The 24712-nt window shown below is 30.2% G+C and carries 22 protein-coding genes; 12 read left to right on the top strand and 10 right to left on the bottom strand.

The genetic code is table 11. The annotated features are described in order from the left end of the window. The first annotated feature begins 8 nt into the window (after window positions 1-8). On the top strand, window positions 9-365 hold the full coding sequence (locus BLU40_RS11445) for a heavy-metal-associated domain-containing protein (RefSeq protein ID WP_090123550.1): 357 nt from the start codon (window positions 9-11) through the stop codon (window positions 363-365). A 35-nt stretch (window positions 366-400) separates the two neighbouring features. Here the strand turns inward: BLU40_RS11445 and BLU40_RS11440 are convergent, their stop codons facing one another. From BLU40_RS11440 to hemA, 8 genes are all read right to left on the bottom strand, one after another. Beyond that, complete coding sequence (locus tag BLU40_RS11440) at window positions 401-655, bottom strand: hypothetical protein (protein ID WP_090123946.1); 255 nt, start codon at window positions 653-655, stop codon at window positions 401-403. A 130-nt stretch (window positions 656-785) separates the two neighbouring features. Further along, window positions 786-2099 (bottom strand): dihydrolipoamide acetyltransferase family protein, encoded by a 1314-nt coding sequence (locus BLU40_RS11435; protein ID WP_090123548.1) that lies wholly within the window; start codon window positions 2097-2099, stop codon window positions 786-788. 274 nt (window positions 2100-2373) lie between these two features. Beyond that, window positions 2374-3732, bottom strand: coding sequence for an oxygen-independent coproporphyrinogen III oxidase (gene hemN, locus BLU40_RS11430; protein WP_090123545.1), 1359 nt, complete (start codon window positions 3730-3732; stop codon window positions 2374-2376). 69 nt (window positions 3733-3801) lie between these two features. Then, a complete protein-coding gene (gene hemE / locus BLU40_RS11425; protein ID WP_090123543.1) occupies window positions 3802-4827 on the bottom strand; it encodes a uroporphyrinogen decarboxylase in 1026 nt (341 codons plus the stop codon). 7 nt (window positions 4828-4834) lie between these two features. Further along, window positions 4835-6127 (bottom strand): glutamate-1-semialdehyde 2,1-aminomutase, encoded by a 1293-nt coding sequence (gene hemL / locus BLU40_RS11420; RefSeq protein ID WP_090123943.1) that lies wholly within the window; start codon window positions 6125-6127, stop codon window positions 4835-4837. A gap of 92 nt (window positions 6128-6219) precedes the next feature. Next, entirely contained in the window at window positions 6220-7185 is a 966-nt protein-coding gene (gene hemB, locus BLU40_RS11415) for a porphobilinogen synthase (RefSeq protein WP_090123941.1), read from the bottom strand. A 13-nt stretch (window positions 7186-7198) separates the two neighbouring features. Next, the gene (gene hemC, locus BLU40_RS11410) at window positions 7199-8794 is read right to left on the bottom strand and encodes a hydroxymethylbilane synthase (RefSeq protein WP_090123541.1); all 1596 of its coding nucleotides are present in this window, start codon (window positions 8792-8794) and stop codon (window positions 7199-7201) included. A 2-nt stretch (window positions 8795-8796) separates the two neighbouring features. Continuing rightward, entirely contained in the window at window positions 8797-10050 is a 1254-nt protein-coding gene (gene hemA / locus BLU40_RS11405; protein WP_090123540.1) for a glutamyl-tRNA reductase, read from the bottom strand. Window positions 10051-10327: 277 nt separating this feature from the next. Here hemA and BLU40_RS11400 point away from each other — a divergent pair, with 277 nt between their 5' ends. The 6 genes from BLU40_RS11400 (at window position 10328) to BLU40_RS11375 (ending at window position 17402) form a co-directional block, all read left to right on the top strand. Next, a complete protein-coding gene (locus tag BLU40_RS11400) occupies window positions 10328-11221 on the top strand; it encodes an AraC family transcriptional regulator (RefSeq protein ID WP_090123538.1) in 894 nt (297 codons plus the stop codon). Between the two features lie 4 nt (window positions 11222-11225). Beyond that, window positions 11226-12239, top strand: coding sequence for a ferrochelatase (hemH, locus tag BLU40_RS11395; protein WP_090123536.1), 1014 nt, complete (start codon window positions 11226-11228; stop codon window positions 12237-12239). Between the two features lie 4 nt (window positions 12240-12243). Further along, window positions 12244-12792 carry a CopD family protein gene (locus tag BLU40_RS11390; protein WP_090123535.1) on the top strand — a complete coding sequence of 183 codons (549 nt, stop codon included), beginning with the start codon at window positions 12244-12246 and terminating at the stop codon, window positions 12790-12792. Window positions 12793-13009: 217 nt separating this feature from the next. After that, window positions 13010-14629: a thiamine pyrophosphate-dependent enzyme gene (locus BLU40_RS11385; RefSeq protein WP_217633396.1), complete on the top strand. Its 1620-nt coding sequence runs from the start codon at window positions 13010-13012 to the stop codon at window positions 14627-14629. Between the two features lie 118 nt (window positions 14630-14747). Further along, entirely contained in the window at window positions 14748-15332 is a 585-nt protein-coding gene (locus tag BLU40_RS11380; RefSeq protein WP_090123532.1) for an indolepyruvate oxidoreductase subunit beta, read from the top strand. 12 nt (window positions 15333-15344) lie between these two features. Then, complete coding sequence (locus BLU40_RS11375; RefSeq protein WP_090123531.1) at window positions 15345-17402, top strand: acetate--CoA ligase family protein; 2058 nt, start codon at window positions 15345-15347, stop codon at window positions 17400-17402. A gap of 1 nt (window position 17403) precedes the next feature. On the opposite strand, the gene BLU40_RS11370 is transcribed toward BLU40_RS11375, so the two are convergent. Further along, window positions 17404-18555, bottom strand: a complete 1152-nt coding sequence (locus BLU40_RS11370) for a glycosyltransferase family 2 protein (RefSeq protein WP_090123529.1) — start codon at window positions 18553-18555, stop codon at window positions 17404-17406. Window positions 18556-18558: 3 nt separating this feature from the next. Beyond that, window positions 18559-19170 carry a recombination mediator RecR gene (recR, locus tag BLU40_RS11365; RefSeq protein WP_090123527.1) on the bottom strand — a complete coding sequence of 204 codons (612 nt, stop codon included), beginning with the start codon at window positions 19168-19170 and terminating at the stop codon, window positions 18559-18561. 77 nt (window positions 19171-19247) lie between these two features. On the opposite strand from recR, the gene BLU40_RS11360 reads away from it, so the two are divergent. The 5 genes from BLU40_RS11360 (at window position 19248) to BLU40_RS11340 (ending at window position 24280) form a co-directional block, all read left to right on the top strand. After that, entirely contained in the window at window positions 19248-20729 is a 1482-nt protein-coding gene (locus BLU40_RS11360; protein ID WP_090123525.1) for a sodium:solute symporter, read from the top strand. A 29-nt stretch (window positions 20730-20758) separates the two neighbouring features. Continuing rightward, on the top strand, window positions 20759-21406 hold the full coding sequence (pdxH, locus tag BLU40_RS11355; RefSeq protein WP_090123523.1) for a pyridoxamine 5'-phosphate oxidase: 648 nt from the start codon (window positions 20759-20761) through the stop codon (window positions 21404-21406). A 39-nt stretch (window positions 21407-21445) separates the two neighbouring features. After that, window positions 21446-21934, top strand: coding sequence for a SixA phosphatase family protein (locus BLU40_RS11350; protein WP_090123521.1), 489 nt, complete (start codon window positions 21446-21448; stop codon window positions 21932-21934). 5 nt (window positions 21935-21939) lie between these two features. Beyond that, window positions 21940-22839, top strand: coding sequence for a Ppx/GppA phosphatase family protein (locus BLU40_RS11345; protein ID WP_090123519.1), 900 nt, complete (start codon window positions 21940-21942; stop codon window positions 22837-22839). 205 nt (window positions 22840-23044) lie between these two features. Continuing rightward, window positions 23045-24280 carry an OmpA family protein gene (locus tag BLU40_RS11340; RefSeq protein ID WP_090123517.1) on the top strand — a complete coding sequence of 412 codons (1236 nt, stop codon included), beginning with the start codon at window positions 23045-23047 and terminating at the stop codon, window positions 24278-24280. Window positions 24281-24712: the final 432 nt, after the last annotated feature.

The raw sequence follows: 24712 nt of genomic DNA, 5'->3' as shown, positions 1-24712 counted from the left end.
CATAAATTATGAAAAAAATATTATTAATTATTGGAATACTTTTTATTAGTATTTCTACACAAGCTCAAGAAAAAAAGAAAAATGCACGTACTTCATTTGAAGTAAATGGTGTTTGCGAAATGTGTAAAGACAGAATTGAAAAAGCTACCCTAAAAACTAAAGGTGTAAAATTTTGCAGTTGGAGTATTGAAACACACCAACTTTCTGTTATTTATGATCAACGAAAATTAGATGAATTAACTATTCATAAAAACATAGCTGCAGTTGGCCATGATACTAAAAAGGTAAAAGCTACTGATGAAGCATACAACAACTTACATCATTGCTGTAAATATAATAGAGAGAAACCAGAATATGGACATTAGAAATAAAAAAGCCTCGCAATTTCGAGGCTTTTTTATTATATTTTATTTACTTCCATTTTTTTATCATCTACAAAAATATTGCAGTGGATAGAAAAACTACCTCCTAAATTTGCTTTAATATTTTTACGTTCTCCTTTTGAATCTATTAAATGCCCTGTTAAATTTGAAGAAAAAGCTCCAAATCTTTCATCTTGAACTTCTCCGTTTACCAACATTTTTTCTCCGTGAAACCAAGAATTCATAACTTTAATTTCAACATTCTCATAGGTAGCTAACCATGTACTTTTCATAACATTATTTTTAATTATTATAACTATAAGTAACACTTAATATAGTTTTGTTACAACTTATAATTACTAAATTTTTTAAAATAAAAAAGCTTCACAATTGTGAAGCTTTTTTTATACTATTATTTTTTGATTAGTGGCTAGCTTTTACATCCCAACTTTCTAATATTTCTTTTACTGTTTTAATAAACATTCCACCTAAAGCACCATTAACTACACGATGATCATAAGAATGTGAAATAAACATTTTATGACGAATACCTATAAAATCTCCATCTGGTGTTTCAATAACTGCTGGTACTTTACGTACAGCTCCTAAAGCTAAAATTGCAACTTGAGGCTGATTTATTATTGGAGTTCCAAAAACACTTCCAAAACTACCAACATTAGTTACTGTATAAGTTCCTCCCTGAATTTCATCTGGCTTTAATTGGTTGTTTTTAGCTCTAACCGCTAAATCATTGACAGATTTTGTCATTCCAACTAAATTCAACATATCAGCATTTTTAATTACCGGAACAATTAAATTCCCATCAGGTAAAGCTGCAGCCATACCAAGATTTATTGATTTTCGTTTAATAATTTTATCACCATCAACTGAAATATTAATCATTGGATACTGTTTTATAGCTTGCGCAATAGCTTGCATAAAAATTGGTGTAAAAGTAATTTTTTGTCCTTCACGTGCAAAAAAATCATCTTTTACTCTATTTCTCCATTTAACAATATTAGTTACATCTACCTCAATAAACGATTGAACATGTGCAGATGTTTGAACTGATTGAACCATATGATGAGCTACCAATTTACCCATTCTACTCATTTCAATAATTTCATCTTCTCCGTTTACCGAGACTGGCGTAGCTACTTTTACAGTTTCTTTTTGTATTTTTTGAATTGGAGTTTTAACTTCAGCTACCTTTTGCACTTCAGCAACAGGCTTTCTTCCACTTTCAATATAATTTAATATATCATCCTTTGTAACTCTATCATCTTTACCTGTCCCAACAATGCTTTCTAATTCATCCATTGAAATTCCTTCCTCTTTAGCTATATTTCTAACCAAAGGTGAATAAAATTTACCGGTACTTGATATTTTCTCTATTACAGGTTCTTCAATTAATTGCTGTACCTCTTTTTCTAAAACCTCAACTTCTTCAACTTCCTCAACAATATTAGCAGCCACAGTAGCTTCTTCAACCTCTTCATCCGTTTCAATTATTGCAATAGTTTCGCCAACTTTTACAACGTCATCTACCTCAAATAAAATTTCAACAACTTTCCCTTCAACTTCACATGGAACCTCAGAATCTACTTTATCTGTAGCTATTTCTACAACTGCTTCATCCATTTCAACACTATCCCCAACATTTTTTAACCAAGCTGTTATTGTTGCTTCTGCAACACTTTCACCCATTTTAGGAAGTTTTACTTCAAATTTTGACATAATGTTATTTATTTTAGAGCTGCAAACTTACAAAAAATATAGCCCATTTTTTAATTTCAGGCTATATATAATTAAATACAAACTTCATATTATTTTATATTATTCTACCTGTTTTGCGTTTATTTATGAATTAAATTTAAATTTAAACCAAAAACAAACCTCTTTTTACACAATCAACAACAAATCTAAATATCACTAAAAAATCTGTTTAAACAATAATTCAAAAAAAAACCGAACAAAAGTTCGGCTTAAAATAATATAGTTTTATAAAAATTTAAATTGTCATAGAAAACACTCTAGTACCTGGTTTATTATCAATTAATCTTAGATCAAAGGCCATACAAACGTTTCTCACAAACATTCTTCCTTCTTCTTTAACTGTAATTTTATTTTCAGAAACTTCAATTAAACCATCATCAATAATTTCTTGCAATCGCTCAATAATTTCAGCTTTTACTTTAGTATCTAAACCTATTTTCCATTCAGTTTCTAGATTACACATTAAATTTAAAATGTGTTTTCTAATAATTAAATCTGTATCAGTTAACAAATGACCTCTAAATATTGGAATAATTCCATTGTTCACTTTTTCCGTATATGCTTCAACTGTTTTTTCATTTTGAGCAAATGCATACCAAGAATCACTGATTGAAGACATACCTAAACCAATCATTAGTTCTGTTTTACCAGCAGTATACCCCATAAAGTTTCTATGCAACTTTTTAGATTCCATTGCTTTATGTAAAGAATCGGTTGGTAACGCAAAATGATCCATACCAACTTCTACATAACCATTATCAAAAAACAATTGTTTTCCTAATTCGTATAAATGACGTTTTTCATTATCTTTTGGCAAATCATTTTCATCAAAACCACGCTGTCCAACACCTTTAATCCAAGGCACGTGTGCATAACTGTAATACGCTATTCTATCTGGTTTTAACGCAATGGTATTTTTAATAGTATTTCTTATGCTTTCTTCGGTTTGAAAAGGTAATCCAAAAATTAAATCGTGACTAATTGATGTATAACCAATTTCTCTAGACAAATCGTTTACACGTTTTACTTGCTCAAAACTTTGAACTCTATGAATTGCTTTTTGAACAACTGGATCATAATCTTGAATTCCAAAACTATTACGTCTTGAACCTAAATCAAATAATGTTTGTAATTGCTCTTTTGAAGTGTGATTTGGATGACCTTCGTAACTAAAATCAAAAGTTTCAAACTTATCGGCTCTTTTAAAAATTCCGTTAATTAACTTTTTTAAATTTTCAGAAGAAAAGAATGTTGGTGTTCCACCACCTAAATGAATTTCTCTAATTTTTGGTCGTTCAACCAACAAATCACAATATAAATCCCACTCTTTTAATAAAGTTTCAATATATGGCTGTTCAACTTCGTGACGCTTTGTAATTTTTTTATGACAAGCACAAAACGTACATAAACTCTCACAAAAAGGTAAGTGAATGTATAAACTTATACCTTCAGCTTCATTACTTTCGTCAAAAGATTTTTTTACTGTACGCTCCCAATCTTGCTGAGCAATTCCTTCTTTATCCCAAAATGGCACCGTTGGATAACTGGTATATCTTGGACCTGGAATATTATATTTTTGAATTAAATTTTTCATAATTAGTAGTGAGTAGTGAGAAATGAGTAGTGAGACACTTCTCAATACTGCCATCTCAATTCTAAAAATCTAACTTTTATACTCCTTAACTGCATCAATAAATGCTTTCGCATTATCTAATGGAATATGAGGTAAAATTCCGTGACCTAAATTTACAATGTATTTATCTTTTCCAAATTCATCAATCATTTGGCGCACCATTTTCTTAATTACTTTTGGAGGCGATAATAAACGAACTGGATCAAAATTACCTTGTAACGTAATTTTATTTCCTGTTAATTCTCTTGCAACCTTTGGAGAAACTGTCCAATCTACACCTAAAGCCGAAGCATTTGAATTTGACATTTTATCCAATGCAAACCAACAACCTTTGCCAAAAGCAATTACTGGAGCATCATCTTTCAACGCTTCAATAATTTGATTGATATATTGCCAAGAAAATTCTTGATAATCAGTTGGTGATAACATTCCTCCCCAAGAATCAAAAACTTGAACAGCATTAACACCTGCTTTTACTTTTTTCTTTAAATAAGCAATAGTTGTATCAGTTATTTTTTGCAATAATGTGTGCGCTGCAACTGGTTGTGTAAAACAAAATTCTTTTGCTTTATCGAAGTTTTTAGAACCTTGACCTTGCACACAATAGCATAAAATAGTCCAAGGAGAACCTGCAAAACCAATTAAAGGAATTTCGTCATTCAATAGTTCTTTGGTAGCTTTAATAGCTTCCATTACGTAACCTAAAGTTTCATCAATATCAGGTACAATTACATTATCTACATCTTGTTGAGTACGAACTGGGTTTGGTAACCAAGGACCAACTCCAGGCTTCATTTCAACCTCAATATTCATTGCTTGTGGAATTACCAAAATATCAGAAAATAAAATAGCTGCATCCATTCCATATCTTCTAATTGGTTGCACTGTTATTTCCGATGCTAATTCTGGAGTTCTACAACGTGTAAAAAAGTCGTACTTCTCACGAATTGCTATAAATTCAGGTAAATATCTTCCTGCCTGACGCATCATCCAAACTGGAGGTCGCTCTACGGTTTCTCCCTTTAATGCTCTTAAAAATAAATCGTTTTTGATCATTTGTTTTTTAGTTATATTTATCTGCAACAGCTTTCATTGCTATTTTAATTGCCGATCTTACTTTATAAATATCTCTTTTTGTCATGGCTGTAGCTAAAAACCAAGATTCAAATTGAGACGGAGGTAAAAACACTCCATGCTCCATCATTTTCCAAAAGAATACTTTAAACTTTTCAGTATCACTAGTTTGCGCTGATTTAAAATCTACAACTTTTTCTTTTGTAAAAAATGGATTTATCATAGAACCAAATCTATTTACCTGTAAATCAATTCCATTTTCTTTAGCTGCAGATTTCATTTCTCTCTCTAAAAATGCAGCAGTTTTTTCAAAATCTTTATACGGATTTTGTTTTTTCAATTCTTTTAAGGTTGCAATACCACAAGCCATTGCTATTGGATTACCAGATAAAGTTCCTGCCTGGTACATACCTCCTAATGGCGCTACCATTTCCATAATTTCATTTCTTGCTCCGTAAGCTCCTACTGGAAAACCTCCACCAACAACTTTACCTAAACAAGTTATGTCTGCTTCAAAACCTAATAATTCTTGAGCCCCACCAAATTGAGAGCGGAAACCTGTCATTACCTCATCAGCAATTAACAATACATCGTTATCTTTTGTTAATTCTCTTAACTGTTTAATAAATTTAGCGTCAGGTTTAATTACTCCCATATTACCTGCAATAGGCTCAATAATTACAGCTGCAACACCACCTTTTCTAATATGGTTTTCAACACTTTTAATATTATTAAACTCAGCAATTAAAGTATTTTTTACTGCTTCATCTGGCACACCTTTACTACCAGGTAAACTTAATGTTGCCAACCCCGAACCTGCTGCAACCAATAAAGCATCTGAATGCCCATGATAACAACCTGAAAATTTAATAATTTTATTATGCCCTGTATATGCTCTTGCTAAACGAATAGCACTTAAAACAGCCTCGGTACCAGAATTTACAAAACGTACTTTGTCCATTCCTGGAAACGCATCGCAAACAAGTTCAGCCATTATAATTTCACCTTTTGTTGAAGCCCCAAAAGTGTATCCTTTTTTTAAATATTTTTCAATTGTTTTTTCAACAACTCTATTTCTATGTCCTAAAATCATTGGACCATATGAAAGTACAAAATCAATATACTCATTACCATCTACATCCACAATTTTACTTCCTTTTGCGTGATCAATAAAAATTGGAACTCCACCAACAGATTTAAATGCTCTTACGGGTGAATTTACCGCCCCAACTAAATGTTTTTTTCCTTTGGTGTATAATTCTAATGATTTTTCTAATTTCATTTTTATTTTAGTATTTGGTGATTGAGCGGAGTCGAAATCAATTTCAAAAGGATAATCACTTCGACTCCGCTCAGTGACCATCGTTAAATATTCTACTTTTTCAACAGTACTTTAGCTACTTCTTTAGCAAAATAAGTTATAATTATATCTGCTCCCGCACGTTTCATAGATAGTAAACTTTCCATCATAACACGCTCTCCGTCAATCCATCCTTTTTCAGCTGCAGCTTTAATCATTGCATATTCTCCACTAACATTATAACAAGCAATTGGACGGTCAAAATTATTTTTTAAATCTCTAATAATATCTAAATATGATAATGCTGGTTTTACCATTAAAATATCTGCTCCTTCTTGATCATCGAAAGTTGCTTCTCGCATTCCTTCATCTCTATTTGAAGGATCCATTTGATATGTTCTTCTATCTCCAAATGTTGGTGCAGAATCTGCGGCATCTCTAAACGGACCGTAAAATGCCGAAGAATATTTTACAGCATATGACATAATTGGTAAATTAGGAAAACCTGTATTATCCAACGCTTCTCTAATTGTTTGTATCATTCCATCCATCATTCCAGATGGTGCAACCATATCTACACCTGCTTTTGCATGTGAAACAACTTGCTTAGCTAGGTTAACTAATGTAGCATCGTTTTCAACATCATTATCATGTATAATTCCACAATGCCCGTGACTTGTATACTCACAAAAACAAACATCTGTAATTACATATAAACTTGGATAGTTTTTTTTGATAAATCGAACAGCTTGCTGCATAATTCCATTATCATTCCAAGTTTCAGAACCAGTATCGTCTTTTGAAGTTGGAATTCCAAACAATAAAACTGCAGGAATATCTAATTCAACTACTTCATCTAATTCTTTTGAAATTTTATCTAAAGAAAAACGCTTAATTCCAGGCATAGAAACTATTTCAGTTTCAATATTTTCACCTTCTTCAATAAATAAAGGGTAAATTAAATCGTCTACCGTTAATTTGTTTTCTCTAACTAAACGACGAATACCTTCTGTTTTACGTAATCTTCTAGTTCTATTAATCATACTTCAATTTTTATTCTTGAAAATAATTGTTTGCTAATTTTAATACACTATCTACAGTAGCTACTTTTGCAACTTCTACATTTTTAAAGAATTCATTTGCTTTAGCCGCTGTTGTATCTCCAATACAAAAAGCAACAGTTTCGCCACAAGTATTGCTTTTTAAATAACTATCTATTGCTGAAGGACTGTAGAATAAAACTCCTTTATAATTACTTTCTAATTTACGAGGTGTTAATGCCGTTTTGTAACATTCAACCTCATTAATTACAATATTATTTTTTTCTAATATAGTTGGTAAATCATCTCTTCTTAAATTTCCACAGAAAAAAGTTACACTCTTTTCTTCTACATTTTCTACTAAATAATTAGCTAGTTTTTCTGCTGAAGTTTCAACGTGCGCTACCTTTCCAATTCTTTTTTCTATTAATCGTTTTGTTCTACGACCAACACAATAAATATTTTTAAAATCTAACTCTAACTTATCAAAATTATTTAGCAAAGATTCTACAGCATTTTGACTTGTAAACACTACATTTTCTATTGGATTTTTAACAACATTTCGTTTCAATCTATTGTCACGAACTGTTATAAAATCACTCATATCAATTTGAAAATTAACATCTATTAATTTTGCTTGATCTTGAGATAATGTTTTTGTTGAATAAAGTTTAACTTCTTTTTCTATTGAAATTTCAGGACGCATTAACTTTTTACCTCCTTTATCCAAAATATAAGTTGCTGCTTTTTCAGCTATATATTTAATTTTATCTTTTCTATCTGCAGGAACATCTGTAGAATATTCTAATTTCTCTTTACCATCTGGACTAAATAAAGCTCCTTTAAATTTAAAATCTTCTTTAATAATCATTGCCATTGCCCCAATTGGCGCAGTACAACCACCTTCTAACAATCTTAAAAACTCTCTTTCTACACCTACACAAATCTCTGTTTCTTCGTGGTTTATTTCTTTCAATAATTCCAACATTTCGGTATCATCACCCATTGCAGCAACCATAACGGCTCCTTGCGCTGGTGCAGGAATCATCCAATCTAATTTTAAGCCTTTTTGTTTTTCAGGTAACAAACCTAATCGTTTTAATCCTGCTGTAGCAAAAATAGCACCGTCCCAATCGTTATCTTCTAACTTTTGCAAACGAGTTTGCACATTACCTCTTAAACCAGTAATTGTATGGTTTGGATAACGGTATAACCATTGCGCTTTTCTACGTAAACTTCCTGTTGCAATAGTTGCAAAATCATTTGCAAAGAAATTTACATCGTCTTTTATAACTAATAAATCGCTAAAATCTCCTCGTTTTAAAACAGCTGCTTGCACAATTCCCATAGGTAACTGCGTAGGCACATCTTTAAATGAATGCACTGCAATATCAATTTTACCATTTAATAATGCTACATCTAAATTTCTAGTAAAAACACCTGTAATACCTAACTCGTACAAAGGCTTGTCTAAAACTTGATCTCCAATAGAATCAATTTTTACAATTTCTGTTTTACACTCTAAATGTTCTAATTGTTTAGCAACAGTATTGGCCTGCCACATAGCTAATTCGCTAGAGCGCGTACCAATTCTTATAACTCTATCCATTATTAATTGTTGACTTTTTCTGAATTGAAAATTTTACTCACCACGCTAATACTTTGATCGGCTGAAGTTTGCTCGTCTTTCAAATGTTTTACAAATTGTGTTGTTATTTTTTGAATCATTCTCGAAGTAATTACTTCAGCCTGCTCCACATCAAACCCTTTAATTTTTTTTGAATGAAAATTAATTTCGTCCTTCTGAATTGTTTGCAATGATTCTTTTAATGCATTAACTGCAGGAATATATTTTCTATGCGAAATCCAATCGTTAAATTCGGCTTTATATTTATCTATAATTGAATTTACTTTAGGAATTTCATTTTTTCTAGTTTCAATAGTTTCATCGGTAATTTTAGAAAGTTCATCAACATTAATCAAATTAACATTTTCTAAATTTCCAACCTCAGCATCTACATTTTCGGGCATTGATAAATCTAAAATTAATAACTCTTTATTTTTATCTAGGTGCTCTTTTGTTACTGTAAAACTATTAGCTCCTGTTGAAACTATTAAAATATCTGCCTTATTAATTTCATTAGATAGCTCACTAAATTCAGCAACATCCATTTCTGGGTGCTCATTTCTAAACTCTAATGATTTTGCTGTAGTTCTATTTATTAAAGTGCTGTTTCTATTATTGGTATACTCAAGTAAATTTTTACACGTGTTTTTTCCAATTTCACCTAAACCATATACTAAAATTTTCTTTTCAGAATAATTAGGAACATTTTTAATAATATACTGTACTGCAGCATAAGCTACTGATGTTGTACCTGAACTTAACTTTGTTGTATTCTTTACCTCTTTACTAGCTTGTAGAATTAAATTCATCATACGCTCTAAGTATGCATTGGTTGTACCCAATTCTTTTGCGTTCTTGTATGAGTTTTTTAACTGACCAACTATTTCGTAATCTCCTAAAATTTGACTTTCTAATCCTGTTCCAATTTTAAACAAGTGTCTTACAGCATCTTTATTTTTATAAACGTTAGATACGTTAATAAAATCTTCTACATTTCCATTTGAATATTTAACTAGTAAGCTAATTAATTCAAAAGGGTGTTTTGCAAAACCTGTAATTTCAGTTCTATTACAAGTTGAAAGAATGAAAACACCATCCATTCCATTTTCTTTTGCTTCTTCTAAAAGCAGCTTTTGATTTTTTGTTGATACACTAAATGCACTTCTAACTTTTACATCAGCTTTTTTATAGCTCAAACCTACATTGTACAATTTAGATGGTAAACTTTCCAATCCCATAAATTAGTTAATTCTTATAAGTGTCGACAAAAGTACATGATATTACTATCAAAAAACAACGCCAAAAGTACTTTTACTGTCGAGATAAGTTATTGTTTTTAATTTAGAATAATTCTAAATTAACCAACTCAAGCCTTTATATTGCTGTAACTCTAGCTATATCTAGCTTTTACAAATATGATAATTATCATATTTTTTTATAAAAATAAAGAACTTATCTAATAATATTTATTGTAATTTTGTTTCAAATAAAAATGTAAATTCATAAAAATACTTTATGAAATCCAACACTACCAATTATAAAAACATCGACAAAAGTTCTCAATTACTTTTTAATGAAAAAAGTACTTTTAAGGTTATTCATTTCAATAACTTAACAACTGATATTGAAAACTATAAGTTCAAATTAAAATCTAATTACATTCAATTATACTTTTGTAAATCGAATAAATGTAAAGTTGCTTTTAATTTTGAACATTGCGCTATTGAATTACTAGAAAACAATTCTAGTATGGTTTATTTTAAAGATGAAAAAATGGACATTCTATTTAACATCTCGCCAAAAACGGAATTAACAGCTGTTTTAATTTCAATAGAACATTTTCATTCTTTATTTTCTTCAGAAGGAAACTTCCTTTTTAATTTTAGCAATTTTAAAGTTGGACAACCAATTATTGAAACTAAAGAAACAAACAACACAACAAAATTGATTTTAAACCAATTAAATTCTGAAACAATTACAGAATCTTTAAGACCAATTTATATTAAAGGTAAAATTTATGAGCTTTTAAGCTATTACTTTAGTAATGTAACTGAGGAAAATAGCGATCATTGCCCTTATGTTACTAATGAAGAAGTTGTTGGTAAAATTAAACTAGCTAAAGAAATAGTAATTGAACAAATGAACAATCCGCCATCTTTAACTGATTTAGCTAAAATAGTTGGGTTGAACATTAAAAAATTAAAATCGGATTTTAAAGAGTTTTACGGCGTACCTGTTTTTACATTTTTATTAAATTATAAAATGGAACTTGCAAAAAAATTATTGCAAGAAAATAAATTAAACGTAAACGAAATATCAACACATTTAGGCTACAGCAGTTCAAGTCATTTTATTGCAGCCTTTAAGAGAAAGTTTGGAATTACTCCAAAACAATTTTCAAAATCATAAATTAATGAAAGGAGCATTATTAGTTAATTTGGGCTCACCAAATAGCACTTCTGTAAAAGACGTAAAAAATTATTTAGATGAATTTTTAATGGATAAACGTGTAATCGATACACCTTATCTTGTTAGAGCATTTGTTGTAAAAGGAATTATATTAAATACAAGACCAAAAAAATCTGCTGAAGCATATAAAAAAATATGGTGGCCAGAAGGCTCTCCTCTAATTGTTCTTTCTGAAAGATTGCATAAAAAAGTAGCAGAGAAAAGTGATATTCCTGTTGAATTAGCAATGCGTTATGGAAATCCATCTATAAAAAGTGGAATAGAAAAACTAGTAAATCAAGGAGTAACTGAAATTTTTCTTATTCCGCTATATCCACAGTTTGCAATGGCAACCACCGAAACTATAGAAGTTCTAGCTGCTAAACTGGTAAAAAAGCATTTTCCTAATGTTCAACTAACTAATCTTCCTGCTTTTTATAATAAAGAAGATTATATTTCAGTTTTAAGCAATTCAATAAAAACATTTATCGAAAAAGAAAAACCTGAACACTTATTATTTTCATATCACGGAGTTCCTGAACGACACATAAAAAAGTCTGACGTTACAAAATCGCATTGTAAAATAGATGGAAGCTGTTGTAACACACCATCTCCAGCTCACGAGTTTTGCTATAGACATCAATGTTATGAAACCACAAAACAAGTTGCTTCATTTTTAAATTTAAAAGAAGGAACTTATAGTACTTCTTTTCAATCTAGATTAGGTAGAGATCCTTGGTTACAACCATACACCGATAAAACTATTGAAGGTTTTGCTAAAGATGGAGTTAAAAACTTAGCTGTAGTAACACCTGCTTTTGTTTCAGATTGTTTAGAAACTTTAGAAGAAATTGGAATGGAAGCCAAAGATGATTTTATTGAAAATGGAGGTGAAAAATTCACAACCATCCCTTGTCTAAATGACAACGATGATTGGGCAGATACATTAACAAACTGGATTAAGAATTGGTCAAAATAGAGAAATGCAATATCTATATATAAAATCATTACATATTATATTTATAACAACCTGGTTTGCAGGTTTATTTTATATAATTCGATTATTTATTTACTACAAAGAAGCTGAAGAAAAAACGGAAGTTGAGAGAAAAATTTTATTACCTCAGTACAAATTAATGATTAAGCGTTTGTGGTATATTATAACTTGGCCATCGGCAGTTTTAGCTACAATTTTCGCTATTTGGCTACTTATTCTAAACCCTGCTTGGTTACAAGCAGGCTGGATGCAAATTAAACTTGGTTTTGTAGTAGCTTTATTTGCTTATCATTGGTCTTGTCAGGTAATGTATAATCAAATTGAAAAAGGTGTTTTGAAATACTCTTCTTTTGCTTTAAGAATATGGAACGAAGTTGCCACAATTATACTTTTTGCTTGTGTATTTTTAGTTGTTTTAAAAAATTCTTTAGGCTGGATTTTTGGTGTTGTAGGAATTGTTGGTGTTTCAATTTTATTAATGTTAGGAATTAAATTGTACAAAAACATCCGAAAAAAGAACAGCTGGGATAAATAATTATTTTTATTCATTTTTCAAGTCTGCTATTCAACTTTTTCATTTTCAAACTAAATTAAAAGAATTCAATACATATAAAACAACAAACACCTCATATTCTTAAATATATCTCAACAAAAAACCAGGTTTCTAAAACAGAAACTGATTAAAATCACACAACATCCGAAATCGATTTCGTAATTTTAAGTACGTTAAAATAACCGCATAAACTTAAATTATGAAACAGCTTTTTTTAGGTAACGAAGCTTTAGCACAAGCCGCTATCGATTCAGGAATTTCTGGAGTATATGCTTACCCAGGAACACCTTCAACTGAAATAACAGAATACATACAAAAATCAAAATTAGCTAAAGAGTTAAACATACATTCAAAATGGTCTGTTAATGAAAAAACTGCAATGGAAGCTGCTCTTGGTATGTCTTACGCAGGAAAACGTTCTTTAACGGTAATGAAACACGTTGGTTTAAATGTAGCTGCCGATGTATTTATGAATATGTCTGTTTCAGGAATCAACGGAGGTTTAGTTGTGGTTGTTGCTGATGATCCTTCAATGCATTCTTCTCAAAACGAGCAAGATTCTAGGTATTACGGTCGTTTTGCATTAATTCCAATTTTGGAACCTTCTACGCAACAAGAAACTTATAATATTACACGATATGCTTTTGAACTTTCAGAAAAAATGGGTTTACCAATTATGATAAGAATGGTTACTCGTCTATCTCATTCTCGTGCTGGAATTACAACTTTTGAAAGAGAAGCTCAAAAAGAAATTAGTTTACCAACAGACCCTCATCAGTTTCAATTAATTCCAATTCACGCACGTAAACGTTATCAGCACTTAATAGATATTCAAAGTGAAAACAGAGAAAGCTCAGAGCAAAGTAAGTTTAACAAATATATTAACGGACCAAATACAACAATTGGAGTTATAGCTGCCGGAATAGCTTATAATTATTTAATGGAGAACTTTGAAGATGATGGTTGCCCATATCCTATTTTGAAAATTTCTCAATATCCAATGCCAAAAGAAAAAATAAAAAAATTGTTTAATGATTGTGATAAGATTCTAGTTTTAGAAGATGGTTATCCTTTTATTGAAGAAATTATTGCCGATTTTTTAAAGGATACTAAAAAACGAAAAGTAATTGGTAGACTAACGGGTCATTTAAACAGAGTTGGCGAATTAAATCCAGATAATATTTCTGAAGCTTTAGGTTTTCCTTCAAAACAATTTGAAGAAATTCCAGAAATAGTAACTGGTCGTCCACCTGAGCTATGTATAGGATGTGCGCACCGTGATTTATTCGACGCAATTAATGTTTTAGGAAAAGAAATGAGCAGTCAACAAGTTTTTGGAGATATTGGTTGTTACGCATTAGGTGTCCTTCCTCCTTTCCAAAGTATAAATACCTTAATTGATATGGGCGCTTCAATTACAATGGCTAAAGGTGCAGCAGATGCTGGTATTCACCCATCAATTGCAATTATTGGAGATTCAACTTTCACACATTCTGGAATGACAGGTTTATTAGATGCCGTTATTGAAAATACACCTATGACTGTTATAATTTCTGACAATTCAGCAGTAGCAATGACTGGCGCACAAGATTCATCTGCTTCCGGAAGGTTGGTTTCAATATGTAAAGGAATTGGAGTTGAAAAGGAGCATTTAAAAATTATTACACCGTTACATAAAAATATGGAAGAAAATATTGACACAATTAGACAGGAATTAAACTACAAAGGAATATCAGTAGTTATAGCTCAACGTCCTTGTATTCAAATTCCAAAAGAAATGAAAGCGAGAATTCGTGAAATTAAAAAAGAAACGGTCTGAAGTTAGAAGTTAGAAGTTAGAAGTTAGAAGTTAGAAGTTAGAAGTTAGAAGTTAGAAGAAAAATAAACTATTGTGGTGACTGAACAAAGTCGAAGTCTCAACTTTATAAACTAAAACAATGAAATCAAATATAATATTATCAGGTGTTGGCGGACAAGGAATACTAACCATAGCAGCTATTATTGACACTGCTGCATTGACTAGTGATTTAAACATAAAACAATCTGAAGTCCACGGAATGAGTCAGCGAGGTGGAGCAGTTCAATCTCACGTTCGAATTTCGGATAAAGAAATTTATTCAGATTTAATTCCTCAAGGAAAAGCAGATGTAATTATTTCTGTAGAACCAATGGAATTACTACGCTATCTCCCTTTTTTAAAAGAAGATGGTTTTTTAATTACAGATTCTAATCCTTTTTTAAACATTACAAATTATCCTGAATTAGAAGATTTATATGCTGAAATTAAATCGCATCCAAAAACAATATTAATTGATGCGAAGCAAATTGCCAAAGATTTAGGAAATGCAAGAGCAACAAACATAGTTTTATTAGGTGCGGCTTCATCTTTAATTCCATTAAGTGAAGAAAGTTTGAAAGATGCAATTAAAACTTTATTTGAAAGAAAAGGCGAAAAAATAGTAAACAAAAATTTAGATGCTTTTGAAAAAGGGAAAGAAATTGCGTCAATAAAAGCTTCTTAAAATTTTAAATAAATGCTGCATTCAAAATTTATAAATCCAAAAAACATTGCTGTAATTGGAGCATCAAACAATATTCAAACTCCTGGCGGTAGTGTTTTAAATAATTTAATATCACATAATTTTAAAGGTGAGCTAATTGCTGTAAATCCAAAGGAAACAGAAGTACAAGGTATAAAATGTTACCAACACGTTACAGAAATTCAGAATGTAGATGTTGCAATTATCGCTATTAGTGCAAAGTTTACGTTGGAAACTATTAAAATATTAGCTCAACAAAAAAATACAAAAGGGTTTATAATTTTCTCTGCTGGTTTTAGTGAAACTAGTAAAGAAGGAAAACAATTAGAACAACAAATTGTTGAAGAAATAAATAACGTTGGCGGAACACTTTTAGGTCCAAATAATATTGGTTTAATCAATCAAAACTATGCTGGTGTTTTTACAACTCCTATTCCAAAATTAGATTCAAAAGGAGTTGATTTTATTTCTGGTTCTGGAGCAACAGCAGTTTTTATAATGGAAGCCGCAATGTCAACTGGGTTAACTTTTTCTAGTGTTTATTCCGTTGGAAATTCAGCACAAATAGGCGTTGAAGAAGTGCTTCAACATTTTGATAAAACCTTTAATTCTAAAAGTTCAAAAGTAAAACTACTTTATATTGAAAGCGTTAACAATCCTCAAAAATTATTAAAACACGCAAAATCTCTAATTCAAAAAGGATGCAAAATTGCCGCCATAAAAGCGGGAAGTTCAGATGAAGGAAGTAGAGCTGCAAGTTCACACACTGGCGCTTTAGCAAATTCAGATGTTGCCGTAGATGCGCTCTTTAAAAAAGCAGGAATTGTTCGTTGCTACAGTAAAAACGAATTGATTACAGTTGCATCTATTTTTATGCATCCTGAATTAAAAGGAAAAAATATTGCAATAATAACACACGCTGGCGGACCTGCTGTTATGTTAACTGATGCACTTTCAAAAAACGGATTAAATGTTCCTGAAATCAATAACAAACAAAGTGAAGATTTACTTACCAAACTTTTTCCAGGCTCATCGGTTTCTAATCCAATTGATTTTTTAGCAACTGGAACAGCCGAACAACTAGGAATTATTATTGATTATTGTGAAAATAAATTTGATAAAATTGATGCAATGGTTGTTATTTTTGGAAGTCCTGGATTATTTAACGTATCCGAAGTTTACAAGGTTTTGAACAATAAAATGCAGCTATGTAAAAAACCAATTTATCCGGTTTTACCTTCATTTATAAATGCTAAAAATGAAATAGAAGAATTTATTAAATATGGAAATATCAATTTTCCAGACGAAGTTTTATTTGGAGAAGCTTTAGCTAAAATTTACACTACTTCAAAGCCTTTAATTGAAGAAAAAATCAATTTCAATATTGATAAAAGTTCAATTAGAAAAATTATAGAAACTTCAGAAAACGGTTATTTACACCCAGAAAAAGTAAAAAACCTATTATTGGCTGCAACAATTCCAATGGTTAATGAAAATGTTTGCTCAACAAAAAACGAATGTATTCAAACTGCAATAAAATTCAACTTTCCTGTTGTTATGAAAGTTGTTGGACCTGTTCATAAAAGTGATGTTGGTGGTATTGCTTTAAATATAAGTTCAGAAGAAAAGCTACTACAATCTTTTGAAACCTTAATGAATATTGAAAATGCCGAAGCTGTTTTAATTCAACCTATGAAAAAAGGAACTGAATTATTTATTGGAGCAAAAAAAGAAGACAAATTTGGGCATTTAGTATTAGCTGGTTTAGGTGGAATATTTATAGAAGTTTTAAAAGACACCCAAGCTTGTTTAGCTCCTGTTTCAAAATATGAAGCATCAGAAATGATTCAGAATTTAAAATCGTATAAAATTATTCAAGGAGTTCGGGGTCAAGAAGGAGTTAATGAAGAAATATTTGCAGAAATAATTACAAAAATTTCAAATTTAATAGAAGTTGCTCCTGAAATTGTTGAGTTAGATTTAAATCCTTTATTTGGAAATTCGAAAGAAATATTTGCTGTAGATGCTCGAATAAGAATTGAAAAAAATTAAGCTATTCAAAAACCTCAACTTCTCCTCTATTAACTGAGCAAAAACTACCTATTAAAAAGTTTGTTGAAGCAGGTCTAATTTTAAAGGCTACATTCTCATTTTTTAGGTTAGCAATTGCACTAATAAGTTGTTTATTAGATATTGATTGATTATCAAAAACCACCAATTCAACATCATTTTTCTGTATTAATTCTTTAATTTCATCAACTTCAACAAAATTAGAATTAGAAACAGTTTTATAATTTTTCTTTAAATTACTTAATAAAACCTTGTCTTCACCCAAATACAACAATCTACTATAATCTGAAACTTTATGACCCGAATTAAATCTAAACTTAAAAAACTTAGATAAATACCAAACTTGTATTCCTAAACTCATAACAGTATCATACAACACATTTAAAGTAAAGTGTTTTCGATAAAAAATCTTCATAGCTCCTAAAAAGTATTTTAAATACTTAATATCTTTTTTTGTGCTTTCACCCTTATAATGAATTACTTGAGTATTATGGTAATAGTAATTTTGATATCCTTTATTTAATGTTTTATAACTTAAATCTATATCTTCTCCATACATAAAGTAGTCTTCATCAAAACCTCCAACCTCTTTATAAACTGTTTTTTTTATAAACATAAAAGCTCCAACTAACACATCTACAACACCAGTTTCATTTTCAGAAATATGGTTAGCATAATACTTTCCTGTTTGAGTTTTTGATACTCCAAACAATTTATTAAAAGAAACTCTTGGAGTTGGTATTCCTCGCTTGCTTTCTGGTAAAAAATTTCCTGAACCATCAATTAATTTTGCTCCAATTATACCAAAATTACTTTTAAGTTTAGCAAATTTAAACATATGTTCCAAGGTATCTTCAGCAACAACAGTATCCGGATTAAGTATTAAAACATATTTCCCTTTAGCAATTTCAACACCTTGATTGTTTGCTTTTGAAAAACCAACATTCTCTGTATTAGCTATAAGTTTTATGGCAGGATATTTTTGTTGCAACATTTTGCAACTACCATCACTCGAAGTATTATCTACAACAATAATTTCAACATCTAATTTTGTTGATGCAGCAATTACACTTAAAATACATTGTTCTAAAAAGTATTTTACATTATAATTTACAATAACAACTGATATATCCATTTATTAAAGAGAATTTTCGAAAGGAATTCTATTTACAATACTTCTTCCAAGAGTAACCTCATCGGCATATTCTAACTCATCACCTACAGAAATTCCTCTAGCAATTGTAGAAGTTTTTATTTTATAAGCTTCTAATTGTTTAAAAATATAAAAATTGGTAGTATCGCCCTCAATAGTAGAACTTAAAGCAAAAATTACTTCTTTAACAGTTCCTAATTTCACTTTATTAACCAAGCTTTCAATTGTTAAATTTTGAGGCCCAATTCCTTCAATTGGAGAAATTTTACCACCTAAAACGTGGTATAAACCTTTAAATTGCGCCGTACCTTCAATTGCCATTACATCTCTAATATCTTCAACAACACAAATAATTTCTGAGTTTCTTGAAGTATTAGCGCAAATATCACACAATTCAACATCAGATATATTATGACAGTTTTTGCAAAGTTTTATTTCATCAACCAACTCGCCCAAAGCCAATGCTAATTGATGTGTTTGAGATTTTGGTTGTTTTAATAAATGTAGAACCAAACGAAGTGCCGTTCGTTTACCAATACCAGGTAATTGAGAGACTTCATTTACTGCATTTTCCAATAATTTGGATGAAAAATTCATTTGGCAAATGTACAATTAGCAAACGATATTCTCAATAATTTTAGTTTCTTTGTTACTTCAACAAAAAAAACCTTTAAATGCAACCAATTTACATTTTATTACTTATTGCAATTTATTTTTGTGTATTGTTGCTAATCGCCTATTTTACAGGAAAAGACGATAGTAATGAGTCTTTTTTTAAAGCTAATAAAAAATCTCCTTGGTATGTAGTTGCCTTTGGTATGATAGGAGCTTCACTATCTGGTGTAACATTTATTTCTGTGCCTGGTTGGGTACAAAGCTCGCAATTTAGCTATATGCAAATTGTTATTGGTTATTTATTTGGCTACTTAGCAATTGCTTATGTTTTACTACCTATTTATTACAATCTAAAAGTAACCTCTATTTATGAGTTTTTAAAACATCGATTTGGTGAAACATCTCACAAAACTGGTGCATTTTTCTTTTTTGTTTCTAGAGTTTTGGGTGCTTCATTCAGACTATTTTTAGTCGCATCAGTATTACAATATTTTATTTTTGATGCTTGGAATGTTCCTTTTGAATTAACCGTAATACTATCCATTTTACTTATTTGGATTTATACTTTTAAAGGAGGAATAAAAACTATTGTTTGGACAGATACTTTGCAAACTCTATTTATGCTAGTAGCTGTTTTTGCAACAATTTCAATACTATTAAATAAACTAAACTGGTCGGTTGCTGATTTAATTTCTTCAGAAGAATTTAGTAATTACAGTCAAATTATTTTTTCTGAAGATTTTTTAGATAAAAAGTACTTTTTAAAATCGTTTTTTGGAGGCATGTTTATTGCCATTGCAATGACCGGCCTAGACCAAGATATGATGCAAAAAAACTTAACGTGTAAAAACACTAAAGAAGCGCAATGGAATGTAATTTCGCTAGGTTTTGTGCTAATAATTGTAAATTTTGTATTTCTAACTTTAGGTGCACTACTTTTTATATATGCAGATAAATTTGGAATTCAAATACCTTTAGTTGAAGGAAAAGCAAAAACCGATTTATTGTTTCCTGAAATTGCATTAAATGGTGGTTTAGAAATTTCAATTGGAATTATTTTTATTTTAGGATTAATTGCTGCTGCATATTCTAGCGCAGACAGTGCACTAACTTCTTTAACAACATCATTTTGTATTGATTTTTTAGATATTGAAAATAAAGACAAAAGCGAACAAAAAAATATTCGTAAAAAAACACATATTGCAATATCTGCGCTACTAGTAATTGTAATTATTGTGTTTAAATATGTTTTAGAAGACAATGTTATTAGCAGTTTATTACAAGTTGCATCCTACACATACGGGCCTTTATTAGGTTTATTTGCCTTTGGTATTTTTACAAAAATTAAAATAAACGATCAATTTGTTTGGCTCGTTGCCATAATATCGGTTGTAGTTACTTACTTTTTAAATGCCTACTCTAAAGAAATTTTTGAGGGCTATGTATTTGGATACGAACTTTTAATTGTTAATGGCCTAATTACATTCGCTGGCTTATTTTTATTAAAAAAACAAGCAAATAATCACAACAAATTAAGTTAAAAAAAGAATAAAGGTTTTATTTTTGCATTATGGAAAAAGACTTAGGAAACTATAGAAAGGTTTACGAAAAAAAAGAGCTTTCAAAAAAAGAAGTTTCAGACAATCCTTTAGAATTATTTCAAAAATGGTTTTATGAAGTTGAAGAATTTGGTGGAGATATAGAAACTAATGCAATGACAATATCTACAATAGGATTAGACGGTTTTCCTAAAAACAGAGTTGTTTTACTAAAAAAATATACTTGGGAAGGTTTTATTTTTTACACCAATTATAATAGCGAAAAAGGTAAAGCAATTGAGAAGAATCCTAATGTATGCCTTTCATTTTTTTGGCATAATATAGAACGTCAAGTAATTATTAAAGGTAAAGCAGAAAAAATTTCTAAAAACCTATCTGATGGGTATTTTGAAAGTAGACCAGACGGAAGTAAACTTGGAGCTTGGGCATCTGACCAAAGCGAAATAGTACCTTCACGAAATTTTTTAGATAAAAAATTAAAAGATTTTGAAGAAAATTATAAGGGCCAAGAAATTCCAAGACCACCACATTGGGGCGGCTATATTGTTAAACCTCAATCTATAGAATTTTGGCAAGGAAGACCAAATAGAATGCACGACAGATTAATTTATACACTTCAAGAAGATTTTGATTGGAAAATTGATCGTTTAGCTCCGTAATTTTTTTATATTTGAAATAACTAACTTTATAAGAATTAAATGAAAACGCTTTATATAGTAAGGCACGCTAAATCATCTTGGGAATATGAAGGCGTAAAAGATATAGATAGACCTCTTAAAAAAAGAGGAATAACTGATGCATATTTAATTTCTAGTGTACTTCAAAAAAAAGTATCGTGTCCAGATGTATTTATTTCTAGCTGTGCAAACCGAGCTTTACATACAGGAATGATTTTTAGTTACACGTTCAATTATCCACTTGCTAATTTAAAAATAAGCAAATCGCTATATAGCTTTAGCGATGGTTATTTAATAAAAACTGTAAAAGCGCTAGATGATGGTTTCGATTCCGCCATTATTTTTAGTCATGACCACGGTATTAGCTCATTCGTAAACAAATTTGGAAGCAAACATGTAAATCATGTACCAACATGTGGTGTTATTGCTATTAAGTTTGAAACAAATCATTGGAAAAACATAAAATCTGGTGAAACTTTTTTAACTGAATTTCCTAAACATTATAAATAAGAATTATTTTGAATATTGAAAAACTTGCTGGAATAGATATAGGATCTAATGCAATTCGTTTACTAGTATGTAATGTTATTACCGATAAAAAAGGAAAAAACCCAAGCTTTAAAAAATCTGCTTTAGTTAGAGTTCCTATTAGATTAGGTGCAGATTCTTTTATTAAAGGCAAAATTTCAGAAGAAAATAAAGAACGAATGCTAAAAGCTATGGAAGCTTTTAAGCTTTTAATGGAAGTACACGGTGTAAAAAAATATTATGCATGCGCCACTTCTGCTATGAGAGAAGCTTCGAACGGTCAAGAAGTAGCGGAAGAAATACTAGAAAAAACTTCAATAAAAATTAATATAATAGACGGTAAAAAAGAAGCCGCCATTATTTTTTCTACAGACATAAGTGATATTATTGAAAAAGATAAATCTTATTTATATGTAGACGTAGGTGGTGGTAGTACTGAATTTACTGTATTTTCAGAAGGTAAAATCATAAATTCAAAATCATTTAAGCTAGGAACAGTACGTTTATTAAACTACAATAAAAAAGAAGCAAAGGTAATTTGGAACGATATTGAAAGTTGGGTAAAAGAAAACACAGCTAACTTAAAAAGGCTTTCTTTAATAGGTTCTGGTGGAAATATTAATAAAATTTACAAACTTTCTGGGAAACCAATTGGAAAACCACTATCTTTAATCTACATGAAAGCACATTATCAGTTTTTAAAACAGATGACTTATGAAGAGCGAATATCTGAATTAAGTTTAAATCCTGATAGAGCCGATGTAATTGTACCTGCGACAAGTATCTATTTAAACGCAATGAAATGGAGTGGCGGAAAAAAGATTTTTGTTCCCAAAATAGGCCTTGCAGATGGTATTGTAAAAAGTTTATACAACAATAAAATCTAATATTTTATGACAAATATTATCATTTATCATAAATAATATTATATTTGCCAAAAAAAATTGTGACCATCCTCCCTCATTAGTGTCATAAGTATTGTACAAAATAATTTAAATAAAATTGTGACCTTTCTCCCTACGCGGTGTCATAACGTATGTAAGAAAGTATTTTAATTAACTTTTATAAATTTTTAACAATCAAATTAACATTATGAAAAAACTATTATTTTCAATTTCATTACTTATGTTTGGAGCTAGTGCAATTGCACAAGACTTACCAACTAACCCAGAACCAGGTAAATGCTACGTTCGTTGTAAAACTCCAGATGTATGGAAAAACGAAGACGTAACAATCGAAACAAAAGCTGCTTACAAAAAAATTGTAACTCGTCCAGCTCAGTACAAAACAGAAACAGAAAGAGTATTAGTTCAAGAAGCTAGTAAAACTTTAAAAATTGTTCCTGCAGTTTACGAAACTAGAGACGTTGTTGTTGTTGTAAAAGAAGCTAGTTACGCTTTAGAAGTTGTTCCTGGATCTTTTGGATCAGAAACTGTTAGCTATACAGCAAAGCAAGATGCATCTGCATTAAAAGCTATACCTGCTACTTTTAGCCCTGATTCTCAAACTATCGAAATTAAACCAGCTTCAGCTGTATGGCAAATGAGTGATAAAGCTCCTGACTGTCAGTCTGACGATCCTAACGATTGTAGATACTGGTGTTATAAGCCAATTCCTGCTCAGTTTGTAACTGTTGCTTTAACAAAATTAAATGTTGATGCTCACACAGTAAAAACTAATGTACCAGGTTTTGACAAATCTTATAAGAAAACTGTTGTAGCTAAAGAACCAACTACAAGACAAATTACTATTCCTGAAGTAACTAAAGTTGTTAAGAAAACTGTAATGGTAACACCTCCAACTACTAAAGTTGTTGAGATTCCTGCACAATACTCTACAATTAAAAAAGTTGTTTTAGTAAAAGATGCTTGGGCTGAAGAAGTAACAGTTCCTGCTCAATACAAAACTGTAACTAAAGAAGTTTTAGTTCAAAAAGGTGGTTTAACTACTTGGAAAGAAGTTGACTGTGCTATTACACAAAACAGTGTATTACCAATTAACTGGAACTTAGGAAGCGCTACTTTAACTCCTGAAGCTAAAAGAATTATTGATACTCGTTTATTACCTGTATTAAAAACTGGTGTAGCTGTAGCAATTGAGTCTCACACAGATTCTAGAGGTTCTAAAACTAGCAACCAAGACTTATCTGAAAGAAGAGCATTAGCAGTAACTAACTACTTAATTTCTAAAGGAATCAACTCTAGTAAATTAACTGGTAATGGTTATGGTGAAAACCGTTTAACTAACAGATGTTCTGATGGAGTTTCTTGTACTGAAAGAGAACACAGAGCAAACAGAAGAACTACTTTTAGAGTAATTAACCAATAATTACTACTAAACTCAAATATAAAAGCCCGCTTTATGCGGGCTTTTTTGTGTCTTATAGTTAATAACATTCTATACTTAAAATCTATAATTCTAACACTACATTTTTAGTTTTAAAACCCTTTATATATAGTATCTATTCATTCGATTTTAAAAAATATGATTTACCGAAACACAAGCAATTAATTAATATTGAAAGAATTAATTATAAAAGAAAATGGAAATATCTCATTCTATTCAATTAATGTTTAGAGCAATAATACTATGTTTATGCATCTATTCTTTTATTATACTAATAATATAGCAAACACAACCTTTTTATTCTACTACAAAACAAAAAAGCTACAATACTTTCGAACTGTTTAAATAAAATTGAAGAGAATGAAATAAATGAATTCACTCTTGGATTTATTGAGAACAAAAAATATGACTAGA

This window comes from Lutibacter oricola (assembly GCF_900106565.1).
Taxonomy (GTDB): Bacteria; Bacteroidota; Bacteroidia; order Flavobacteriales; family Flavobacteriaceae; genus Lutibacter; species Lutibacter oricola.
Note: the sequence above shows the minus strand (reverse complement) of the source record. Positions and strands in the feature narration are given on the sequence as shown.

Bases quoted from the DNA above. Each gene is read 5' to 3' on its own strand.
- BLU40_RS11445 (WP_090123550.1), top strand. From the start codon at position 9: ATGAAAAAAATATTATTAATTATTGGAATACTTTTTATTAGTATTTCT.
- BLU40_RS11440 (WP_090123946.1), bottom strand. From the start codon at position 655: ATGAAAAGTACATGGTTAGCTACCTATGAGAATGTTGAAATTAAAGTT.
- BLU40_RS11435 (WP_090123548.1), bottom strand. From the start codon at position 2,099: ATGTCAAAATTTGAAGTAAAACTTCCTAAAATGGGTGAAAGTGTTGCA.
- hemN (WP_090123545.1), bottom strand. From the start codon at position 3,732: ATGAAAAATTTAATTCAAAAATATAATATTCCAGGTCCAAGATATACC.
- hemE (WP_090123543.1), bottom strand. From the start codon at position 4,827: ATGATCAAAAACGATTTATTTTTAAGAGCATTAAAGGGAGAAACCGTA.
- hemL (WP_090123943.1), bottom strand. From the start codon at position 6,127: ATGAAATTAGAAAAATCATTAGAATTATACACCAAAGGAAAAAAACAT.
- hemC (WP_090123541.1), bottom strand. From the start codon at position 8,794: ATGGATAGAGTTATAAGAATTGGTACGCGCTCTAGCGAATTAGCTATG.
- hemA (WP_090123540.1), bottom strand. From the start codon at position 10,050: ATGGGATTGGAAAGTTTACCATCTAAATTGTACAATGTAGGTTTGAGC.
- BLU40_RS11400 (WP_090123538.1), top strand. From the start codon at position 10,328: ATGAAATCCAACACTACCAATTATAAAAACATCGACAAAAGTTCTCAA.
- hemH (WP_090123536.1), top strand. From the start codon at position 11,226: ATGAAAGGAGCATTATTAGTTAATTTGGGCTCACCAAATAGCACTTCT.
- BLU40_RS11390 (WP_090123535.1), top strand. From the start codon at position 12,244: ATGCAATATCTATATATAAAATCATTACATATTATATTTATAACAACC.
- BLU40_RS11385 (WP_217633396.1), top strand. From the start codon at position 13,010: ATGAAACAGCTTTTTTTAGGTAACGAAGCTTTAGCACAAGCCGCTATC.
- BLU40_RS11380 (WP_090123532.1), top strand. From the start codon at position 14,748: ATGAAATCAAATATAATATTATCAGGTGTTGGCGGACAAGGAATACTA.
- BLU40_RS11375 (WP_090123531.1), top strand. From the start codon at position 15,345: ATGCTGCATTCAAAATTTATAAATCCAAAAAACATTGCTGTAATTGGA.
- BLU40_RS11370 (WP_090123529.1), bottom strand. From the start codon at position 18,555: ATGGATATATCAGTTGTTATTGTAAATTATAATGTAAAATACTTTTTA.
- recR (WP_090123527.1), bottom strand. From the start codon at position 19,170: ATGAATTTTTCATCCAAATTATTGGAAAATGCAGTAAATGAAGTCTCT.
- BLU40_RS11360 (WP_090123525.1), top strand. From the start codon at position 19,248: ATGCAACCAATTTACATTTTATTACTTATTGCAATTTATTTTTGTGTA.
- pdxH (WP_090123523.1), top strand. From the start codon at position 20,759: ATGGAAAAAGACTTAGGAAACTATAGAAAGGTTTACGAAAAAAAAGAG.
- BLU40_RS11350 (WP_090123521.1), top strand. From the start codon at position 21,446: ATGAAAACGCTTTATATAGTAAGGCACGCTAAATCATCTTGGGAATAT.
- BLU40_RS11340 (WP_090123517.1), top strand. From the start codon at position 23,045: ATGAAAAAACTATTATTTTCAATTTCATTACTTATGTTTGGAGCTAGT.